Origin of the sequence: Pseudomonas frederiksbergensis (genome assembly GCF_017114915.1) — a bacterium.
GTDB classification, from domain to species: domain Bacteria; phylum Pseudomonadota; class Gammaproteobacteria; order Pseudomonadales; family Pseudomonadaceae; genus Aquipseudomonas; species Aquipseudomonas frederiksbergensis_I.
Genome location: NZ_JAAUOE010000003.1, coordinates 146,691 through 164,577, shown reverse-complemented (window position 1 = coordinate 164,577; position 17,887 = coordinate 146,691). Strand labels below are relative to the sequence as shown.

The window sequence follows — 17,887 nt, the reverse complement described above, 5'->3', positions numbered from 1 at the left end:
GGCTTAACCGATGACCTGAGGAATGCTGTGGTACAGCTGCAGGATGTATTCCATGAACGTCTGCACCAGCCACGGGCCGGCAACGATTAGTGTCACCAGCATCACCAGCAGACGCGGCAGGAAGCTCAAGGTCTGTTCGTTGATCTGGGTGGCCGCCTGGAACATCGCCACCAACAGCCCCACCAGCAAGCTCGGAATCACCAGCACGGCGACCATCATGGTGGTCAGCCACAGCGCTTCGCGAAAGATGTCTACGGCAACTTCGGGCGTCATGGTGAAACGCCGCCGAAGCTGCTGGCCAACGTGCCGATGATCAACGCCCAGCCATCCACCAGCACGAACAGCATGATTTTGAACGGCAGGGAAATGATCAGTGGCGAGAGCATCATCATCCCCATGGCCATCAGCACACTGGCCACCACCAGGTCGATGATCAGGAACGGAATGAAAATCATGAAGCCGATCTGGAACGCGGTTTTCAGCTCGGAGGTCACGAAGGCCGGCACCAGAATCGTTAGCGGTGCCTGTTCCGGCGAAGCGATGTCGGTGCGCTTGGACAGGCGCATGAACAGCTCCAGATCACTGCTGCGAGTCTGGGCCAGCATGAAGTCCTTGATCGGCACCTGGGCCTTGGCCACGGCATCCTGAGCGGTGAGTTTTTCCGCCAGATAAGGTTGTAAGGCATCCTGATTCACCCGATCGAATACCGGCGCCATGATGAACATCGTGAGGAACAACGCCATGCCGGTGAGGATCTGGTTCGACGGTGTCTGCTGCAAGCCCAGGGCCTGACGCAGGATCGAGAAAACGATGATGATCCGGGTGAAACTGGTCATCAGCATGACGAACGCCGGGATGAAACTCAGCGCCGTCATGATCAACAGGATTTGCAGGCTGACCGAGTATTCCTGCGCGCCTTCGGCGTTGGTGCCCAACGTGATCGCCGGGATCGACAACGGATCGGCGGCGAACGCCAGCGGCGCGGCCAGCATCAGGGCCAGCGTCAAGACGATGCGTAGCGCACCCATTACTTCTTATCCTTCTGATCCTTGCCCAACAGCTCCAACAGGCGCTGGGCAAACTCCGGGGTCGCTTTTTCAGTCCCGCTCGCCACTTGCACCGGCTCCTTGAGCACATGCAACGCGGTGATGGTGCCGGGGCTCAGGCCGAGCAGAATTTGCTCGTTGCCCACTTGCACCAACATCAAACGGTCACGGGGGCCAAGGGCCCGGGAACCGATCAGCTCGATCACCTGCCCCTTGCCGGCCGGTCCGGCCTGCTGGACCCGGCGCAGCAGCCAGGCAAGGAAGAAAATCAACCCCAGCACCAGCAGCAGGCCGAACACCAATTGCGTCAATTGCCCGGCCACACCACTGCTGACGGCTGGCGCCGCTGTTGCAGCAGTCGTCACCGGCTCCGCCGCCAGCACACTGAATGGCAAGGCCAGCAGGCCCGCTAGCACCTTGTTCACTCAGCGCAACTTCTTGATGCGTTCACTTGGGCTGATCACGTCGGTCAGGCGGATGCCGAACTTCTCGTTGACCACCACCACTTCGCCGTGAGCAATGAGCGTGCCGTTGACCAGCACGTCCAGCGGTTCGCCGGCCAGACGATCGAGCTCGATCACCGACCCCTGGTTGAGTTGCAGCAGGTTGCGGATGTTGATGTCGGTGCTGCCCACTTCCATGGAAATCGACACCGGGATGTCGAGGATCACGTCCAGGTTCGGACCGTCCAGCGTCACGTGCTCATTGCTCTTGGGAACGCTGCCGAACTCTTCCATCGGCAGACGGTTGGAGCTCGACGTACCGGCATCGGCCGCCAGCAGCGCATCGATGTCGGCCTGCCCGGCGTCACCGGTTTCTTCCAGGGCCGCAGCCCACTCGTCGGCCAGAGCCTGGTCGTCCTGGGCGTTCATATCGTCGTTCATCATTTGTCCTCGGCGGGCAACAATTCAGTTAAAGGCGTAGGGGTATGAGCGCCGGTCAGCGACGCTCGATCGGCTCGATCACTTGCAACGCGAGGTTGCCTTTGTGCGAGCCCATCTTGACCTTGAAGGCCGGCACACCGTTGGCGCGCATGATCATGTCTTCCGGCATTTCCACCGGAATCACATCACCCGGCTGCATGTGCAGGATGTCGCGCAGCTTCAGCTGGCGGCGGGCGACAGTCGCACCGATCGGCACATCGACGTCGAGCACGTCCTGGCGCAGGGCATTGACCCAGCGCTCGTCCTGATCGTCGAGGTCCGACTGGAAACCGGCATCGAGCATTTCGCGCACCGGCTCGATCATCGAGTACGGCATGGTCACGTGCAGGTCGCCGCCACCGCCATCGAGCTCGATGTGGAACGTCGACACCACAACGGCTTCGCTCGGGCCGACGATGTTGGCCATGGCCGGGTTCACTTCCGAGTTGATGTACTCGAAGTTCACTTCCATGATCGCCTGCCAGGCTTCCTTCAAATCGACGAAGGCCTGCTCCAGCACCATGCGCACCACACGCAGTTCGGTGGGGGTGAATTCACGCCCTTCGATCTTCGCGTGACGGCCGTCGCCGCCGAAGAAGTTGTCCACCAGCTTGAACACCAGTTTGGCGTCAAGGATGAACAGCGCCGTGCCACGCAGCGGCTTGATCTTGACCAGGTTGAGGCTGGTCGGCACGTACAGCGAGTGCACGTATTCGCCGAACTTCATCACCTGCACGCCACCGACGGCAACGTCCGCCGAGCGGCGCAGCATGTTGAACATGCTGATGCGGGTGTAGCGGGCGAAACGTTCGTTGATCATCTCCAGGGTCGGCATGCGTCCGCGGACGATGCGATCCTGGCTGGTCAGGTCGTAGCTTTTGACACTGCCGGGGTCAGCAGCGTTATCGGTCTGTACCAGACCATCGTCGACGCCATGCAACAGCGCATCGATCTCATCCTGGGACAGCAGGTCCTGCACGGCCATGTCGTGTTCCTACTGCAGTACGAAATTAGTGAAAAGCAACTGTTCGATCACCACTTTGCCCAGCTCTTTCTGCGCCACTTCCTGGACGCTGGCTGTGGCTTTCTGACGCAACATCTCCTGGCCGACCGGGGTCGCCAGCGCGGCGAAATCCTGACCGGAAAACAACATGACCAGGTTATTGCGGATCACCGGCATGTGGACTTTGAGCGCGTCCAGATCAGCCTGATTGCGACCCAGCATGGTGATGCTCACCTGCATGTAGCGCTGACGTCCGTTCTGCGTGTAGTTGGCCACGAAGGCCGGAGCCATGGGCTCGAAGATCGCCGGCTGCTTGCCGACCACAGCGGTTTCAGCCGCGGCGGCAGGTTTGCTCTGGGCGCTGTGCATGAAGTACCAGGTCGCCCCCACGGACAAGCCGATCGCCAGCAGCAGGGCCACGACGATCACAATGATCAGCTTGATTTTGCCTTTGGTTGCGGGGTCTTTTACTACTGCTTCGCTCTTCGCCATGCCAATAATCCGTCACTAATCGGGTTTTCACAGTCGCACGGCAAGGCAAGAGCAAGTGTTATGCCATGTAGGAGCTGGCTTGCCGGCGAAGGCGGTGTGTCAGTCGATAGGTGTATTGGCTGACACACCGTCTTCGCTGGCAAGCCAGCTCCTACAAGGGGAATCAGGCGTAGTAGTCGACGGCGCTGGTGCCGATCACGCTGGTGGTGTTGGCGGCTACTTCAGCGACAGTCGCGGGAAGTTCTTCATCGACGGAATCGAGGCGACCGCCACTGGCATTGGCGCGCCCACCCTGGCCCTGTTGAGCCTGTTCCTGACCCTGGCCCTGCCAGCCACGGGACTGATCGGAAACGTTGACGTCGACCTGGCCCATGCCCTGCTGCGCGAACATGTCACGCAGGCGATGCATTTGTCCGTCGAGTGCTTCGCGAACGCTTGGGTGGGCGCTCATGAAGGTCACCTGAGTCTGCTGATCCGGAACCATGTTCACCCGAATATCCAGGCGTCCCAGCTCGGCCGGTTGCAACTGGATGTCAGCCGCCTTGAGATTGGCGCTGGACAGGTACATGACCCGGTTGACCACCTCTTCGGTCCAACCGCTCTGATGCATGGCGATCGGCTGGTTCACCGGCAATGCATTGGCTGTCTTGGGCGTTGCCGCCTGCGTCAGCGCCGCCAGACGGTTGGCGAAGTCATCGACACGGGTATCGCTGCTGGCGGACTTCAGATCCTTGAGGCCATCATTGATCAGACCACTGAACGCCTTCTCGCCGCCCTGGCTGGTGCCGTCCTGATCGGCCTGCACATCGAGCATGCTCGCCATGCCCGCGGCAAAGTTCTGCGCCGAGGTCGGCTCGCCGTCGACTTGAGCCGGGGTCGGCGTCGCTTTTGGCTGGGCCTGGCTGGCGGCCGAAACGTGCCCGCCCAGTTCCATGGCCATGCGCACGGCCGGCAGTGCATCGAGAGGATCGGCTTCGGGATCGAAATCAGGATCAGCGGTCGCAACAGTCTGCGCCGCTGCCGCGGTGACGGCGGCTGTGACAGGTGCTTCAACGGCTGACGGCACAGTGACCACACCCGGTGGAGTTTCAGCCACGGGGGCCGGCAGCTCCGGCTGCATCACTTGCATCAACGCTGGATCAAGGGCCGGATCGACAGGCGCGGTATCGGCCACCGGTGTCGAGGCCTCGGCGGCATCCGGTGCGTCATCGCTGGCTGTCTTGTCGTCAGTCTGCGCCGGTTTTTCGGCGGGCAAGGATTTGCCGCTATCGGCAACGGTCGGTTCCGGGGCGGCAGACTTATCACCGCTCACGTCCTTTTTGCCGGTGTTGTCCGTGGCTTTGTCGCGTGCGGGTTTAGCCGATCCGTCCACCATGACCGAGGGCTTGTTCTGCGCCTGATTGGCGTAGACCTGAGCGAAGCTGGAGGCCTTGTCCCCGGGCTCTGCCGTCGGCGCCGGAGTATTGGCGGACGCGGCTTGAGTCTTGGCCGCAGCGGCGGCCTGAAGAAGAATGTTAGGGGTAACGGGCATAGAACTGTCTCCGCTGCACTGGGATCGTAGGTACAGTTGAGCGAGTTGATTGCAAGGGTCGAGCCAGCTTTGCTCGCTGGCCGCCAAAAGCGCCGGACGGTTAAGCGGTAAAATGCGATCTGTAGCAGCTGGCGAAGCCTGCGTTCGGCTGTTGTCTTATTCCGCCAGGGAGCGCTGGCGCTCAGCCTCGAAAAGCGGTCGGACAATCGCGAATTCGCCGTCGATCTCTCCAACCAGCGCTTCGATACCTTCGAGCTTTTTATCTTTGGCTCGCTGCTCCAGTTCATGGCACAGCTCGGCCAGCCGGGTCGCACCCATGTTGCTGCTGCTGCCCTTGAAACTGTGCGCCGTGGCGCCTAACCGATCGGCATCGTCAGCCTGACGCAGCAGACTCAAGCGCTCTTCGGAATCGCTGAGAAAGGTATCGAGCAATTCTGGATACCCGTCCTCCATAACTTCTTGCAACGCGCTCAGCACGTCGCGATCCAGATGTGTGTTGTCCACTTGTTCACTCCTTTGATCAAGAATGCCTGGGATTATGCTTGAGCCTCCCAGAAAAACTCCACGTGAGCACTGCGCCCATTATCGGACCAGCGCGCACGATGACTCAACTGACGGATCAAACTGACGCCACGTCCCGACAGACGGACATCATCGACCGGACGCTCCATCACCCGCGCCACATCGAAGCCCTTGCCACTGTCTTCGACCCGGACGGTCAGGCAACCGCCCTCGCCTTTTGGCGTCACCTGCAAATGCACTCGCACATAGCCGTCCCGCAATTCGTCCAGGCGGGCATTGCGCTGCTGATAATAACGCGCAAAACCCGAAGCATCGCGCTTAAGGTTTGAATCCAGACCCAGCACGCCATGCTCCAGGGCGTTGGAATACAGCTCTGCCAGCACACTGTAAAGCGCGCCACTCTGGGCCCGCAGGCCGTGCACTTCAAGTAGCAATTGCAACAGGTATGGCAGCGGGTTGAAGCGTTTGAGGGTGGCGGCGCGAAACTCGAAACTTACCGACCAGTCCAGCGGGCAGGACTGACCACTGTCGGAATACACCGGCACCGGCGGGCTCAGTTGCGCGGCCTCCACCAGACGGACCTCGACCATGCTCACGTCATCACGAGCCTCGCCGCGAAAGTCCCGCAAGGCCTGCTCGATCTCTTCGAACAACGCATCAGGCTGACGATTGGCTGCAAATACCCGCTCCAATCGCTCTACGCCAAACAACTGTTCATTGGCATCGCAGGTGTCGATCACCCCGTCGGACAGCAGAAACACCCGATCGCCGACGGCCATCGGGAATACCTCGGTGCGGTCATCGAAAGTTTGCGGGCTCAGCACGCCCAGCGGCAAGTGGCGTGCCGTCAGCGCTGTACGCTCGCCACTGGCGACGCTGTGCAGGTAACCGTCCGGCATCCCGCCGTTCCAGACCTCCACCGAACCTCGCTGAAAGCTCAGGCACAGCAGGGCCGCACAGCAGAACATGTCCACCGGCAGGATGCGTTTGAGCTTGGCGTTCATCTCGCGCAGGGTTTCGGACAGGCCATAGCCCTTGGCGGTCATGCCATAGAAAACTTCGGCCAGAGGCATGGCACCGACAGCGGCCGGCAAACCATGACCGGTGAAATCACCGAGCAGCACATGCATGTCGCCGGCCGGGGTGAACGCGGCCAGCAACAAATCGCCGTTGAACAGCGCATAGGGTGATTGCAGGTAACGGATGTTCGGTGCACTCAGGCAACCGGAGTGGGCGACCTTGTCGAATACGGCTTTGGCCACGCGCTGCTCGTTGAGCAGGTAATCATGGTGCCTGGCGATCAGGTCGCGCTGCTCCAGCACGGTGGCCTGCAAACGCCGCAAGCGGTCCATGGCCTTGATCTTGGCGGCGAGAATCACCTGGTTGTAAGGCTTTGCCAGAAAGTCGTCGCCCCCGGCTTCCAGACAACGGGCCAGGCCTTCGCTTTCGGTCAGTGACGTCAAAAAGATGATCGGCACCAGGGTTTCCCCCGCCAGTGCCTTGATCTGCTGCGCAGCCTCGAAACCGTCCATCACTGGCATCATGGCGTCCATCAGCACTAGATGCGGTCGTTGTGAGCGAAACACTTCGACCGCCTCGGCGCCGTTACCGGCCGTCAGCACTTCATGGCCCTGGCGACGGACGATAGTCGACAGCAGCATACGGTCGGCCGCACTGTCTTCGGCGATCAGTATCGTCAGCGGCTCGAGCGACTGCATGACGCTCAACTGATGTCGAACAGCTTGTCGAAGTTGGAGATGGCGAGGATCTTCTTCACGTCGGAACTGCTGTTGACGACACGAATGTCGGAACTATCGCCACCGGCGTGATCACGCAGCAAGAGCAACATGCCCAGAGCAGAGCTATCGAGATACGTGGCTTCCTTCAGGTCCACGACAATGGAATCGGGTTTCTTGTTGAGTCTCTCGTAGGACTCGCGAAACTCCTGATGCCGACCGAAATCGAATCGACCCTTGATCGAAATCGTCAGCTTTTGCCCATCCGGGGATACTTCTGTAACGACTGACATTTGACGGCTTCCTTGTCATTGGCGAACGTACGTGTAGAAGGTTTAGCACTTGACGGGGGCAGGAGCAAGGCGATCTTTTCGAAGGTGCCGCTCAGTAAGGATCCTGTCGCGGCAACCGCTGGGACAACTCATCCAGCAGCCTCTGTTCGCGCTTGTCTTCCAGATGCCGTGCCTCATCCCTGTAGCGCTGAACCAGTTTGCGCAAGCCTTCGACCCGGGCAAACGCCTGCTGCCAGGCTTCCCGGGATTTGTTCAGGTTGTTTTGATGCCAGCTCAGGCTCTGGCGCTGCTGGTCGATGGCCGTGCCCAGTTGCGCGAGAAAGCCCTGATAGCCCAGCAACCACTGACCCGAGACACCACCACTGCCGCGTACGATCCATTGTTCCTGGTAGTCGAGACGGAAGGCTTCGAGGTCGGCGAGTTTGCTTTCTGCCAGGCGAACCTGCCCCTGGAAGTGCCCCAGGCGCTGGACGGCGGTTTTCTCGGCCTTTTCAGCCATTTCCACCACGGGCGCCAGGCGTGCCGCGCGACTCGAGGCCATGGCCGGTTAACCGCCCGGCGCTGGCGCGAAGACCGAAGCGAGATGGCCTTCGCTGGCGCCCATGCTGATGTTGTCGTTCAAGCCCTGGCGCAGGTACAGGGACATGGCCGGTTGCAAATTGATCGCAGTGTCGGTTTCCCGGTCACCGCCCGGCACATAGGCGCCGACGCTGATCAGGTCGCGGCTCTGCTGATAGCGCGACCAGTATTGCTTGAACATCTGCGCGTGGTTCAAATGCTTGATGCCGACCACCGATGGCATGACCCGGCTGATGGAGGCTTCGATATCGATGGCCGGGTAATGCCCTTCCTCGGCCAGACGCCGGGACAGCACGATGTGCCCATCGAGCACGCCCCGCGCTGAGTCGGCGATCGGGTCCTGCTGGTCGTCGCCCTCGGACAATACGGTGTAAAACGCCGTGATCGAACCGCCGCCCTTTTCGGCGTTACCGGCCCGCTCCACCAGCTTCGGCAACTTGGCGAACACCGACGGCGGGTAGCCCTTGGTCGCCGGCGGTTCGCCGATGGCCAGGGCGATTTCCCGCTGAGCCTGGGCGAAACGGGTCAGGGAATCCATCAGCAACAGGACGTTCTTGCCCTTGTCGCGGAAATACTCGGCGATCCGCGTGCAGTACATCGCCGCGCGCAGACGCATCAGCGGCGCATCGTCCGCCGGCGAAGCCACCACCACCGAACGCTTGAGCCCCTCCTCACCGAGGATGTGCTCGATGAACTCTTTAACTTCACGCCCCCGCTCACCGATCAGCCCGACCACGATAATGTCGGCCTCGGTGAAGCGGGTCATCATGCCCAGCAGCACACTCTTGCCGACGCCGGTGCCGGCGAACAGCCCAAGGCGTTGACCGCGACCAACCGTCAACAAACCGTTGATGCAGCGAATACCGACGTCCAGCGGCTGACTGATCGGGTCACGCTTGAGCGGGTTGATGGTCGGGCCGTCCATCGGCACCCAATCTTCAGCCTTCATCCCGCCCTTGCCATCCAGCGCACGACCGGCGCCATCGAGTACCCGCCCGAGCATGCTCATGCCCATCGGCAAACGACCGTTGTCCACCAAGGGAACCACGCGCGCGCCTGGCGCAATGCCGGCGACGCTGCCGACCGGCATCAGAAAGACTTTGCTGCCAGAGAAGCCCATGACTTCGGCTTCGACCTGCACCGGGTGATAGCTGTCATCGTTGATGACCATGCAGCGGCTGCCCATGGCGGCGCGCAAGCCTTCGGCTTCCAGGGTCAGGCCGACCATGCGCAGCAGGCGACCTTCGAGAATCGGTGCGCCAGCCAGCTCCGTGGCCTCGGCGTAGCTACCGAGGCGCTTGGCGAAGCTGGTGCGATCAAGGCGCATCGGGATCGTCCAGTGCCGGGGCAACCGCAGGTTTTTCGCTGACCGGCAGTTCAAGGCTCAGGTCCGGCGCGGCCGGGTGCAGCGCCTGATCGTGCAATTGATCGAACAGCTTGGCCATGACCTGGGTAACACGGGTTTCGACGGTGGCGTCGATGCGACTGTGTTCGGTCTCGACCCGGCAACCACCCGGCAACAAGGATTCATCCTCGACGATGCGCCAGGTTTCTTCATGGCGCTCGCGCAGGGCTTTGACCTGTTCGAAATCCTGCGGGTTGACGTACAGCCGCACATTGCCCACGCCCAGCGGCAAGAGCTTGAGTGCTTCACGCATGACGTGTTCGATTTGCGTGGAGTCGATGGCCAGTTCGCGCTGAATCACTTGTTTGGTGATATGCCGAACGAGGTTGACCAGCGACTTTTCGATCTGGGTGTCCTGCTCCGCAATGGGTTCGAACAGGTTGGCCATCAGTTGTTCCAGGCCCGCAATCCTGGCCGCCAGGGCCACTTCGGCTTCCTGACGAACCTTGAGCGTGGTGCTGTGGAAACCTTCTTTCTCGCCAATGGCAAAGCCTTCGTTGTAGGCCTCCTGGCGAATGCTTTCGAGCTCTTCGAGGGTCAGTGGCTGGACTTCTTCCAGCGGCACTTCTTCCATTTCCGGCGGTTCGGGTTCCGGCTCCGGCTCGGGTTCCGGCACAAACGGGTCGAAGCTGGGCAGCGCCCAGACGTCGAAACCCGCGACGTCCTTGGCACGGATCAGGTCGGTCTGGGACTCATCATGTTTGGACGACATAGTGACCTTAGATCATCTCTTCGCCACCCTTCCCGCCGAGAACGATTTCTCCGGCTTCGGCCATACGGCGGGCAATGGTGAGGATTTCTTTCTGCGCCGTTTCCACGTCGCTGACGCGCACCGGGCCCTTGGCCTCGAGGTCGTCGCGCAACAGTTCGGCCGCCCGTTTGGACATGTTCTTGAAGATCTTTTCCTTGACGCCTTCGTCCGATCCCTTGAGGGCCAGTACCAGAACGTCCGAGGACACTTCGCGCAACAGCGCCTGAATGCCGCGGTCGTCGACATCGGACAGGTTGTTGAACACGAACATGAGGTCTTCGATCTGACCGGACAGGTCTTCGTCGACTTCGCGGATCGAGTCCATCAACTGACCTTCGATCGAGCTGTCGAGGAAGTTCATGATGTCTGCCGCGCGCTTGATGCCACCCAGGGTGGTGCGCGAGGCATTCGAGTTGCCGGAGAACTGCTTCTCGAGAATCTGGTTGAGCTCTTTCAGGGCCGCCGGCTGCACGGTGTTCAGCGACGAGACGCGCAGGATGATGTCCAGCCGCACCTTGTGGTCGAAGTTGCCCAGCACTTCACCGGCCTGATCCGGGTCGAGGTACGCCACCACGATTGCCTGGATCTGCGGGTGCTCGTAGCGGATCACGTCGGCCACGGCGCGCGGTTCCATCCACTTCAGGCTGTCGAGGCCACTGGTGTTGCCGCCCAGCAGGATCCGGTCGATCAGGCCGTTGGCCTTGTCTTCGCCCAGGGCCTGGGTGAGCATTTTGCGCACGTAGTCGTCAGAGCCGACGCCCAGGCTGGTCTGGTCGCCGACCATGTCGACGAACTCGCTCATGACCTGTTCGACCTGTTCGCGGTGCACGTTGCCCATCTGGGCCATGGCCACACCCACACGCTGGACTTCTTTGGGCCCCATGTGGCGCAGCACTTGCGCGGCATCGGTAGAACCCAGGGACAGCAGCAGAATCGCGGCTTTGTCGACCCGGGACAGTTTGGCGGCAACGGCTCGGTTATCACTCATCTGCGTTAATCCACTCTTTCACGACCTGGGCCACGCGACCCGGATCTTCTGCCACCAGACTCTTGATTGCGTTCAACTGTGCGTCATAGCCATCGCTCGGGCTCGGCAACAGGATGCTGGTCGGACCACCAAGGCTGACGCGGTCGTTGGCCAGCTCGCCATCCAGTGCGCCCATGCCACCGAGTTCCACGTCGCTGCCAAGGCCTGCGAACTGCTTGCCTTTGCCGCCGCCGGTGATGTTGTTGAGCACCGGACGCAACACACCGAACACCAGCACCAGGATGAACAACACACCCAGCACTTGCTTGACGATGTCCCAGAACCATGGCTGGGAGTAGAACGGAATATCGGCGATCACTTCACCGCGCTCGGCGGAGAACGGCATGTTGATCACGCTGACGCTGTCGCCACGGCTGGCATCGAAACCGACCGCGTCCTGCACCAGACGGGTAAAGCGCGCCAATTCATCGGCACTCCATGGCGCCCGAGTCGTTTCGCCATTGGCTGCGTTGACCTTGACTTGATCATCCACCACCACCGACACCGACAGGCGATTCAAACGGCCCTGCTGTTGTTTGGTATGGCTGATGGAGCGGTCGAGTTCGAAGTTCTTGGTGGACTGTTGACGCTTGTCCGCCGGGTACGGCGCCAGCATCGGCTGGCCGGTGGCCGGGTCCATGATTTGTTGGCCGTTGGCATCGAGCAGTGGCTGGCCTGGTTGCACCATGCCGGCCGACGCCGTGGTGCCACCGGTGGTTTGCGGCGCCGAAGCAGGCGACGGCGGCTGGTTGCTCAGGGCACCCGGTACGCCTTGCGGGCCATTGCTGGCGGTGCGTTGCTCGTTGACCGACTGCTCGCTGCGCAACGCCGGCTGATCCGGGTTGAACTGCTCGGACGTCGATTCGACGGCGCTGAAATCCACATCGGCCGAGACTTCGGCTTTATAACGATCGTTGCCCAGTACCGGTTGCAGGATGTTGTGCACGCGCTGGGTCAGCATGCTTTCCATGCGACGGCTGTAATCGAATTGCTTGCCGGCCATGGTCAGTTCGGAGTTTTCCGCCTGATCCGACAGTAGATTGCCCTTCTGGTCGACGACGGTGATCTGCGATTTGCTCAGTTCGGGAACGCTGGTCGCCACCAGATTGACGATGGCCACGACCTGGCCTGGCTCCAGCGAGCGACCGGAATACAGTTCAACCAGCACTGAGGCGCTGGGCTTGCGTTCATCACGCACGAACACCGAACTTTTCGGAATCGCCAGATGCACGCGGGCACCCTTGACGTTGTTCAGGCTGGAAATGGTCCGGGCCAGTTCGCCCTCGAGACCGCGACGATAACGGGTCGCTTCCATGAACTGGCTGGTGCCCAGTCCTTGTTCCTTGTCGAGGATCTCGAAACCGATATTGCCATCACTGGGAGTGACACCAGCGGCCGCGAGCTTGAGCCGCGCACGGGACAGATCATCGGCCTTGACCAGCAAGGCACCGGAATTCGGTTCGACGGTATAGGGAATGTCGGCGGCGGCCAGGGTTTCCATGACCTGCTTGGCGTCCATGCCGGCGAGACTGCCGTACAAAGGCCGGTAGTCTGGCTGCTGGGACCACAACACCACGGCAAAACCAATCGCCACGCTCGCCGCCAGGCCGACCAACAGGCCCACCTGACGCAACATGGTCATCTCGGAGAGGTTTTCCAGGAAGGACAACCCGAACAGCGGCGGTTTGCCGTCTATCGGAGTGGCCTTGGCCGGAACGTTATCGGCGATTGCTTCTGCCATGACTCAATCTCGTCCTTAAACCGGCATCTGCATGATGTCTTGGTAAGCCTGAACCAGCTTGTTACGCACTTGGGTCAGCGCCTGAAAAGACACGCTGGCCTTCTGTGAGGAAATCATCACGTCCGTCAGGTCGACGCCGCTTTTACCGATCTCGAAGGCACTGGCCAACTGATTGGACGCCTGCTGGGTGTCGTTCACTTTATTGACGGCCTGACCGAGCATGTCGGAAAAGCTGCTGCCACCCAACTCAGGGACAGCGGCAGTCGATTTCGGCGCAGACATGGCATCCATTTGCATGGCGCGCATATCCAGCATCAACCGATTGAATTCAATACCTTGGCTCATGGTTTCTCTCTTTGACGACCCGCAATTTTTTGACACTCACTCGGCGGGTAGTGAGGTGTTAGCAACAAGGGTGCCAGCTCCATGGCTGCTCTAAACAAAAGACCTTCTGTGCTTTTGTTTGCCAACCCTTCACGTGGCGAACAGGTACGCCTCCACATCCATTCCGGCGTCGCGCATCTGCGCCAGCTTGTAGCGCAAGGTGCGCGGGCTGATGCCCAGTCGTTCGGCGGCTTCTTTGCGACGGCCACGCTCGGAGCGCAAGGTGTCGATGATCATCTGGAACTCCCGGCGCCGCAGATCATCGCAGAGGGCACCGGCCGATTCGGCTTCAACCTCCAATACACGCACCGGCGCTGGCATCAATGCCGGCAACGGCGCACACGCCACGGGCCCGGCCAGGCAGAAATCCTGCGGCTGGATCAAACCGCCCTGCTGCAGAATCAAGGCACGCTGGATCGCGTTGTCCAGCTCACGCACATTGCCCGGCCACGGATAGCTGATCAGGCACGCCCGCGCCTCGGGTGAGAGCTTCGCCGCGGCATGCTTCATTTTATTGACGTGCTTGGCCAGCAAGCGCTCGGCCAGCGGCAGGATGTCGGCGGTACGCTCGCGCAGCGGACGCCAGGCCAGCGGGAACACCGACAGGCGATAGTAGAGGTCTTCGCGAAAACGCCCCGCCGCCACTTCACCGGCCAGGTCACGGTTGGTGGTGGCGACCACTCGAATGTCCAGGGTGATCGGCTTGCGCGCACCGACTCGCTCGACTTCACGCTCCTGTAATACGCGCAGTAATTTGGCCTGCAGGCCGAGGGGCATTTCAGAGATTTCGTCGAGCAGGATCGTCCCGCCATCGGCCTGTTCGAACTTGCCGGCCTGCGCCGCGATAGCGCCGGTGAACGAACCCTTTTCGTGACCGAACAAGGTGGCTTCAAGCATGTTGTCCGGGATCGCTGCGCAGTTGATCGCAATGAACGGCTGGCTGGCGCGATGGGAGTGCTGATGGATGTAACGCGCCAGCACTTCCTTACCGGTCCCGGACTCACCGGAGATCAACACTGTGGAGTCACTGCGCGCCACCCGCGCGGCCAATTCCAGCAATTGCGCACTGGCCGGCTCAAACGCCACAGGCCCCTCGCTCTCGATCGCGCCGAGATTGCCCAGGGCGTGACGCGCCACCAGATCGAGCAAGGCCTTGGGCTCGAACGGCTTGACCAGATAATCCGCCGCGCCCTGACGCATGGCGTCGACCGCTCGCTCGACCGCACCGTGAGCGGTCATCAACAACACCGGCAGTTGCGGCTGACGAGCCCGCAGCAATCCAAGCAATTGATGACCGTCCATACCCGGCATGTTGACGTCGCTGACCACTAAATTAAATGCCTCGGCGCCGACCGCGGCCAGCGCCTCCTCCGCCGAACCGACCGTCTTGTAATCGTGCCCGGCAAGCAATAGCGTATCGGCCAATGCCTCCCGTAGCGCGCGGTCATCCTCGACCAGCAAAACCTTGATGGCCATGTCTTTCACTTCGCTCCCTGAGCGCTGGGCTGTTCACCGGAAAAAAGCGGCAAGATCACCTGTGCGCAAGTACCGCGACCCGGCCGCGAGCGCAGCTGCAATTCTCCCTGATGAGCACGGGCCACTGCCTTGACCACGGTCAGGCCCAGGCCGGTGCCGGTGGTTTTGGTGGTGAAAAACGGCTCGCCCAGACGCGCCAGCACTTTCGTAGCGATGCCGCTGCCGCTGTCGCTGACCGATACACGCAAGTTGTTATCACGGGTGTAGAGATGGACTTTCAAACGGACATCGCCAGCACTGGCCTGGATGGCATTCTCGATCAGATTGAGGATCGCCCCGACCAGCGTGTCGCGATTGCACAGCAACTCACCGACATGACTGTCGCACTGCCAGCGAATCGGCAGATCCTGAACATGGGTCAGGGCGGCCGCTTGCAGCGCCTGCATCAACAGCTTGGGCGTCACGCGATCGGTCAACGGCAACTCGCCGCGAGCGAACACCAGCATGTCGCGCACCTGGTGCTCCAGCTCATGCAGACGCTCTTTCAGCCGACCGGCAAAACGCTGTTGCGTGGCGATCGGCAGCTCCTGCTCAGTCAAATGACTGGCGTAGAGCAACGCAGCGGACAACGGCGTACGAATCTGATGGGCCAACGACGCAACCATGCGACCGAGGGACGACAGGCGCTCATGACGAGCCAATTGATCTTGTAGATGGCGGGTTTCAGTCAGGTCGTTGAGCAACACCAACTGACCGGGTTCGGCGTCCAACGAGCGCGTGGCGATCGACAGGCGCCGACCGTCCTTGAGAGAAATTTCGTGACCGTCGTCTTCGCGCGGCGCAAAGCATCGCGCAATGACATGGCGCCACAGCTCGCCTTCGAGGGGCAAGCCGAGCAGCTCACATGCGGCGGGATTGGCTTCACGGACGATGCCTTGGGCGTCGATGACGATGACGCCGCCGGGCAATAGATCGAGGAGGTTTTGCAGACGGTTGGCCAGGCGTTCTTTTTCCGCCAGCTCCTGCATGCGCTGAGCACTGACCACTGCCAGCTCGCCCTTAAGCTCGGTGACCCGGGCTTCGAGCATGCTGTAGGAGTCGGTCAGTTGGCTCGACATCTGGCTGAACAGCGCAAACGCCTGCTCAAGGCCAAGCCGACTTGCCTGCTCTACGGACGACGATTGCCCCGAAGTGTCAGGGACAGGAGACATCTGGGCGGCTTGGGGCATTGTGCTCTCTCGCGTGGCTGACCGTCAGTTAAACGGAACGTTGCGAGGGATGTAGCAATACCCGTGCCTAAAAAAAACTGCCTATAAATGAAGGAGTTGAAAAACAGGCGTCAATCATCCGCCTGTTCATCACCATCACGACGACTCATGCCGTACTTGCGCATCTTCTCCACCAGCGTGGTGCGACGAATACGCAACCGCTCGGCCGCCCGCGCCACGATGCCATTGGCGTCATCCAGCGCCTGCTGAATCAACCCTTGCTCCAGACCACCCAGGTAGTCCTTCAGGTCCAGGCCTTCTGGCGGCAGCAGCGCATTGGCGGTGAAGTCCGGGGTATGACCGTTAATGGCCACCCGCTCTTCGAGATCGCTGCGCAGGCTGTCGACCATCTGCTCGTCTTCATCGTCGACGTAGCGGAATTTCTTCGGCAATTCGACCACGCCGATCACCCCGTACGGGTGCATGATCGCCATGCGCTCCACCAGGTTGGCCAGCTCGCGAACGTTGCCCGGCCAGCCATGACGGCACAGCGACATGATCGCTGCCGAGTTGAAACGGATCGAACCGCGCTTCTCGTGCTCCATGCGCGAGATCAACTCGTTCATCAGCAACGGGATGTCTTCGACGCGCTCGCGCAACGGCGCCATCTCGATCGGGAACACGTTCAGGCGATAGTAGAGGTCTTCGCGGAAGGTGCCGATCTCGATCATGCTTTCGAGATTCTTGTGGGTCGCCGCAATGATCCGCACATCGACGCTTTGGGTCTTGTTGCTGCCCACGCGCTCGAAGGTGCGCTCCTGCAAGACGCGCAGCAGCTTGACCTGCATTGGCAGCGGCATGTCGCCGATTTCATCGAGGAACAGTGTGCCGCCGTTGGCCAACTCGAAACGCCCGGCGCGGCTGGTGATCGCGCCGGTGAAGGCGCCCTTCTCGTGACCGAACAATTCGCTTTCCAGCAACTCGGCCGGGATCGCCCCGCAGTTGACCGGAACGAACGGCGCTTCACGACGCTTGGAGTGGTAATGCAGATTGCGCGCAACCACTTCCTTGCCGGTCCCGGATTCGCCAAGGATCAGCACGCTGGCGTCGGTGTCGGCGACTTGCTGCATCATCTGACGGACGTGTTGAATCGCCCGGCTGGTGCCGACAAGGCTGCGGAACAGATTGGGCTCACGGTGACGACCGCGCTCGCGGGCCTGGTCATACATCTCGCGATAGACCTGGGCACGGTGCAGCGAATCGAGCAGTTTGCTGTAGCTGGGTGGCATTTCGAGGGTCGAAAGCACTCGACGACGCTGGTCTTCCGGCAAGTCAATGGAAGAATTATCACCCATTAACAAAACTGGAAGGAACTCATCCCAGGTTGAGAGTGTCTTTAACAGGCCCAAAAGTGCACCAGGAGCATTGACCGTCCCGATGAGGACACAGATTACTTCACGACTTGATGACAGAGAGCCGACCGCCTGCTGCCAGTCATGGCTGCCACAGGGTAAATTTTCTTCGCCGAGAAAATTTAAAATCACCGCCAAATCGCGGCGGCGGACGCTATCGTCATCAATCAGCAGAATTTTGGTTTCACGCCACATGCAATAGCAACTTCCCTAGTCAACTCAATGCCCAAAATGAGGGGCAAGCTAGACGCTTGCAGACACGTTGTGCCTGTAGACGCCTGAAATCTGGAACCAGCCACTAGTTAAGTCAAAAAAACGTGCACAGTCAAATTTATGGCGCACTATGTTTGGATTAACT

19 protein-coding genes are annotated in these 17,887 nt (G+C 60.7%); all 19 read right to left on the bottom strand.

Annotation, left to right across the window (positions count from 1 at the left end):
• Positions 1-3: 3 nt before the first annotated feature.
• Positions 4-273 (bottom strand): flagellar biosynthesis protein FliQ, encoded by a 270-nt coding sequence (fliQ, locus tag HCU66_RS03715; RefSeq protein WP_007938648.1) that lies wholly within the window; start codon positions 271-273, stop codon positions 4-6.
• Positions 270-1,028, bottom strand: a complete 759-nt coding sequence (fliP, locus tag HCU66_RS03710) for a flagellar type III secretion system pore protein FliP (RefSeq protein WP_205887215.1) — start codon at positions 1,026-1,028, stop codon at positions 270-272. The genes fliQ and fliP overlap by 4 nt, the downstream gene beginning before the upstream one ends.
• Entirely contained in the window at positions 1,028-1,471 is a 444-nt protein-coding gene (gene fliO / locus HCU66_RS03705; protein ID WP_205887214.1) for a flagellar biosynthetic protein FliO, read from the bottom strand. The genes fliP and fliO overlap by 1 nt, the downstream gene beginning before the upstream one ends.
• A complete protein-coding gene (gene fliN / locus HCU66_RS03700; protein ID WP_420908040.1) occupies positions 1,472-1,930 on the bottom strand; it encodes a flagellar motor switch protein FliN in 459 nt (152 codons plus the stop codon).
• A 55-nt stretch (positions 1,931-1,985) separates the two neighbouring features.
• A complete protein-coding gene (gene fliM / locus HCU66_RS03695) occupies positions 1,986-2,954 on the bottom strand; it encodes a flagellar motor switch protein FliM (protein ID WP_205887212.1) in 969 nt (322 codons plus the stop codon).
• A gap of 9 nt (positions 2,955-2,963) precedes the next feature.
• Complete coding sequence (gene fliL, locus HCU66_RS03690) at positions 2,964-3,464, bottom strand: flagellar basal body-associated protein FliL (protein WP_205887211.1); 501 nt, start codon at positions 3,462-3,464, stop codon at positions 2,964-2,966.
• Between the two features lie 163 nt (positions 3,465-3,627).
• A complete protein-coding gene (locus HCU66_RS03685) occupies positions 3,628-4,995 on the bottom strand; it encodes a flagellar hook-length control protein FliK (RefSeq protein WP_205887210.1) in 1,368 nt (455 codons plus the stop codon).
• Between the two features lie 156 nt (positions 4,996-5,151).
• Positions 5,152-5,499 (bottom strand): Hpt domain-containing protein, encoded by a 348-nt coding sequence (locus HCU66_RS03680; protein WP_205887209.1) that lies wholly within the window; start codon positions 5,497-5,499, stop codon positions 5,152-5,154.
• A 32-nt stretch (positions 5,500-5,531) separates the two neighbouring features.
• A complete protein-coding gene (locus HCU66_RS03675) occupies positions 5,532-7,235 on the bottom strand; it encodes an ATP-binding SpoIIE family protein phosphatase (protein ID WP_205887208.1) in 1,704 nt (567 codons plus the stop codon).
• A 5-nt stretch (positions 7,236-7,240) separates the two neighbouring features.
• On the bottom strand, positions 7,241-7,546 hold the full coding sequence (locus HCU66_RS03670) for an STAS domain-containing protein (RefSeq protein WP_205887207.1): 306 nt from the start codon (positions 7,544-7,546) through the stop codon (positions 7,241-7,243).
• 91 nt (positions 7,547-7,637) lie between these two features.
• Complete coding sequence (gene fliJ / locus HCU66_RS03665) at positions 7,638-8,087, bottom strand: flagellar export protein FliJ (RefSeq protein WP_205887206.1); 450 nt, start codon at positions 8,085-8,087, stop codon at positions 7,638-7,640.
• 6 nt (positions 8,088-8,093) lie between these two features.
• On the bottom strand, positions 8,094-9,452 hold the full coding sequence (gene fliI / locus HCU66_RS03660) for a flagellar protein export ATPase FliI (RefSeq protein ID WP_205887205.1): 1,359 nt from the start codon (positions 9,450-9,452) through the stop codon (positions 8,094-8,096).
• Positions 9,442-10,242 (bottom strand): flagellar assembly protein FliH, encoded by an 801-nt coding sequence (gene fliH / locus HCU66_RS03655; protein WP_205887204.1) that lies wholly within the window; start codon positions 10,240-10,242, stop codon positions 9,442-9,444. The genes fliI and fliH overlap by 11 nt, the downstream gene beginning before the upstream one ends.
• Before the next feature lie 7 nt (positions 10,243-10,249).
• Positions 10,250-11,269, bottom strand: coding sequence for a flagellar motor switch protein FliG (gene fliG / locus HCU66_RS03650; protein WP_205887203.1), 1,020 nt, complete (start codon positions 11,267-11,269; stop codon positions 10,250-10,252).
• On the bottom strand, positions 11,262-13,049 hold the full coding sequence (gene fliF, locus HCU66_RS03645) for a flagellar basal-body MS-ring/collar protein FliF (RefSeq protein WP_205887202.1): 1,788 nt from the start codon (positions 13,047-13,049) through the stop codon (positions 11,262-11,264). The genes fliG and fliF overlap by 8 nt, the downstream gene beginning before the upstream one ends.
• A 15-nt stretch (positions 13,050-13,064) precedes the next feature.
• Positions 13,065-13,394 carry a flagellar hook-basal body complex protein FliE gene (gene fliE / locus HCU66_RS03640; RefSeq protein WP_205887201.1) on the bottom strand — a complete coding sequence of 110 codons (330 nt, stop codon included), beginning with the start codon at positions 13,392-13,394 and terminating at the stop codon, positions 13,065-13,067.
• Between the two features lie 129 nt (positions 13,395-13,523).
• On the bottom strand, positions 13,524-14,909 hold the full coding sequence (locus tag HCU66_RS03635) for a sigma-54-dependent transcriptional regulator (RefSeq protein ID WP_205887200.1): 1,386 nt from the start codon (positions 14,907-14,909) through the stop codon (positions 13,524-13,526).
• A 5-nt stretch (positions 14,910-14,914) separates the two neighbouring features.
• A complete protein-coding gene (locus HCU66_RS03630) occupies positions 14,915-16,120 on the bottom strand; it encodes a sensor histidine kinase (RefSeq protein ID WP_205887309.1) in 1,206 nt (401 codons plus the stop codon).
• 128 nt (positions 16,121-16,248) lie between these two features.
• Positions 16,249-17,724 (bottom strand): sigma-54 dependent transcriptional regulator, encoded by a 1,476-nt coding sequence (locus HCU66_RS03625; protein ID WP_007938611.1) that lies wholly within the window; start codon positions 17,722-17,724, stop codon positions 16,249-16,251.
• Between the last annotated feature and the right edge of the window lie 163 nt (positions 17,725-17,887).

Coding starts and splice junctions, on each gene's coding strand:
- fliQ (WP_007938648.1), bottom strand. CDS start 273: ATGACGCCCGAAGTTGCCGTAGACATCTTTCGCGAAGCGCTGTGGCTG.
- fliP (WP_205887215.1), bottom strand. CDS start 1,028: ATGGGTGCGCTACGCATCGTCTTGACGCTGGCCCTGATGCTGGCCGCG.
- fliN (WP_420908040.1), bottom strand. CDS start 1,930: ATGAACGACGATATGAACGCCCAGGACGACCAGGCTCTGGCCGACGAG.
- fliM (WP_205887212.1), bottom strand. CDS start 2,954: ATGGCCGTGCAGGACCTGCTGTCCCAGGATGAGATCGATGCGCTGTTG.
- fliL (WP_205887211.1), bottom strand. CDS start 3,464: ATGGCGAAGAGCGAAGCAGTAGTAAAAGACCCCGCAACCAAAGGCAAA.
- HCU66_RS03685 (WP_205887210.1), bottom strand. CDS start 4,995: ATGCCCGTTACCCCTAACATTCTTCTTCAGGCCGCCGCTGCGGCCAAG.
- HCU66_RS03675 (WP_205887208.1), bottom strand. CDS start 7,235: ATGCAGTCGCTCGAGCCGCTGACGATACTGATCGCCGAAGACAGTGCG.
- HCU66_RS03670 (WP_205887207.1), bottom strand. CDS start 7,546: ATGTCAGTCGTTACAGAAGTATCCCCGGATGGGCAAAAGCTGACGATT.
- fliJ (WP_205887206.1), bottom strand. CDS start 8,087: ATGGCCTCGAGTCGCGCGGCACGCCTGGCGCCCGTGGTGGAAATGGCT.
- fliI (WP_205887205.1), bottom strand. CDS start 9,452: ATGCGCCTTGATCGCACCAGCTTCGCCAAGCGCCTCGGTAGCTACGCC.
- fliH (WP_205887204.1), bottom strand. CDS start 10,242: ATGTCGTCCAAACATGATGAGTCCCAGACCGACCTGATCCGTGCCAAG.
- fliG (WP_205887203.1), bottom strand. CDS start 11,269: ATGAGTGATAACCGAGCCGTTGCCGCCAAACTGTCCCGGGTCGACAAA.
- fliF (WP_205887202.1), bottom strand. CDS start 13,049: ATGGCAGAAGCAATCGCCGATAACGTTCCGGCCAAGGCCACTCCGATA.
- fliE (WP_205887201.1), bottom strand. CDS start 13,394: ATGAGCCAAGGTATTGAATTCAATCGGTTGATGCTGGATATGCGCGCC.
- HCU66_RS03635 (WP_205887200.1), bottom strand. CDS start 14,909: ATGGCCATCAAGGTTTTGCTGGTCGAGGATGACCGCGCGCTACGGGAG.
- HCU66_RS03630 (WP_205887309.1), bottom strand. CDS start 16,120: ATGTCTCCTGTCCCTGACACTTCGGGGCAATCGTCGTCCGTAGAGCAG.
- HCU66_RS03625 (WP_007938611.1), bottom strand. CDS start 17,724: ATGTGGCGTGAAACCAAAATTCTGCTGATTGATGACGATAGCGTCCGC.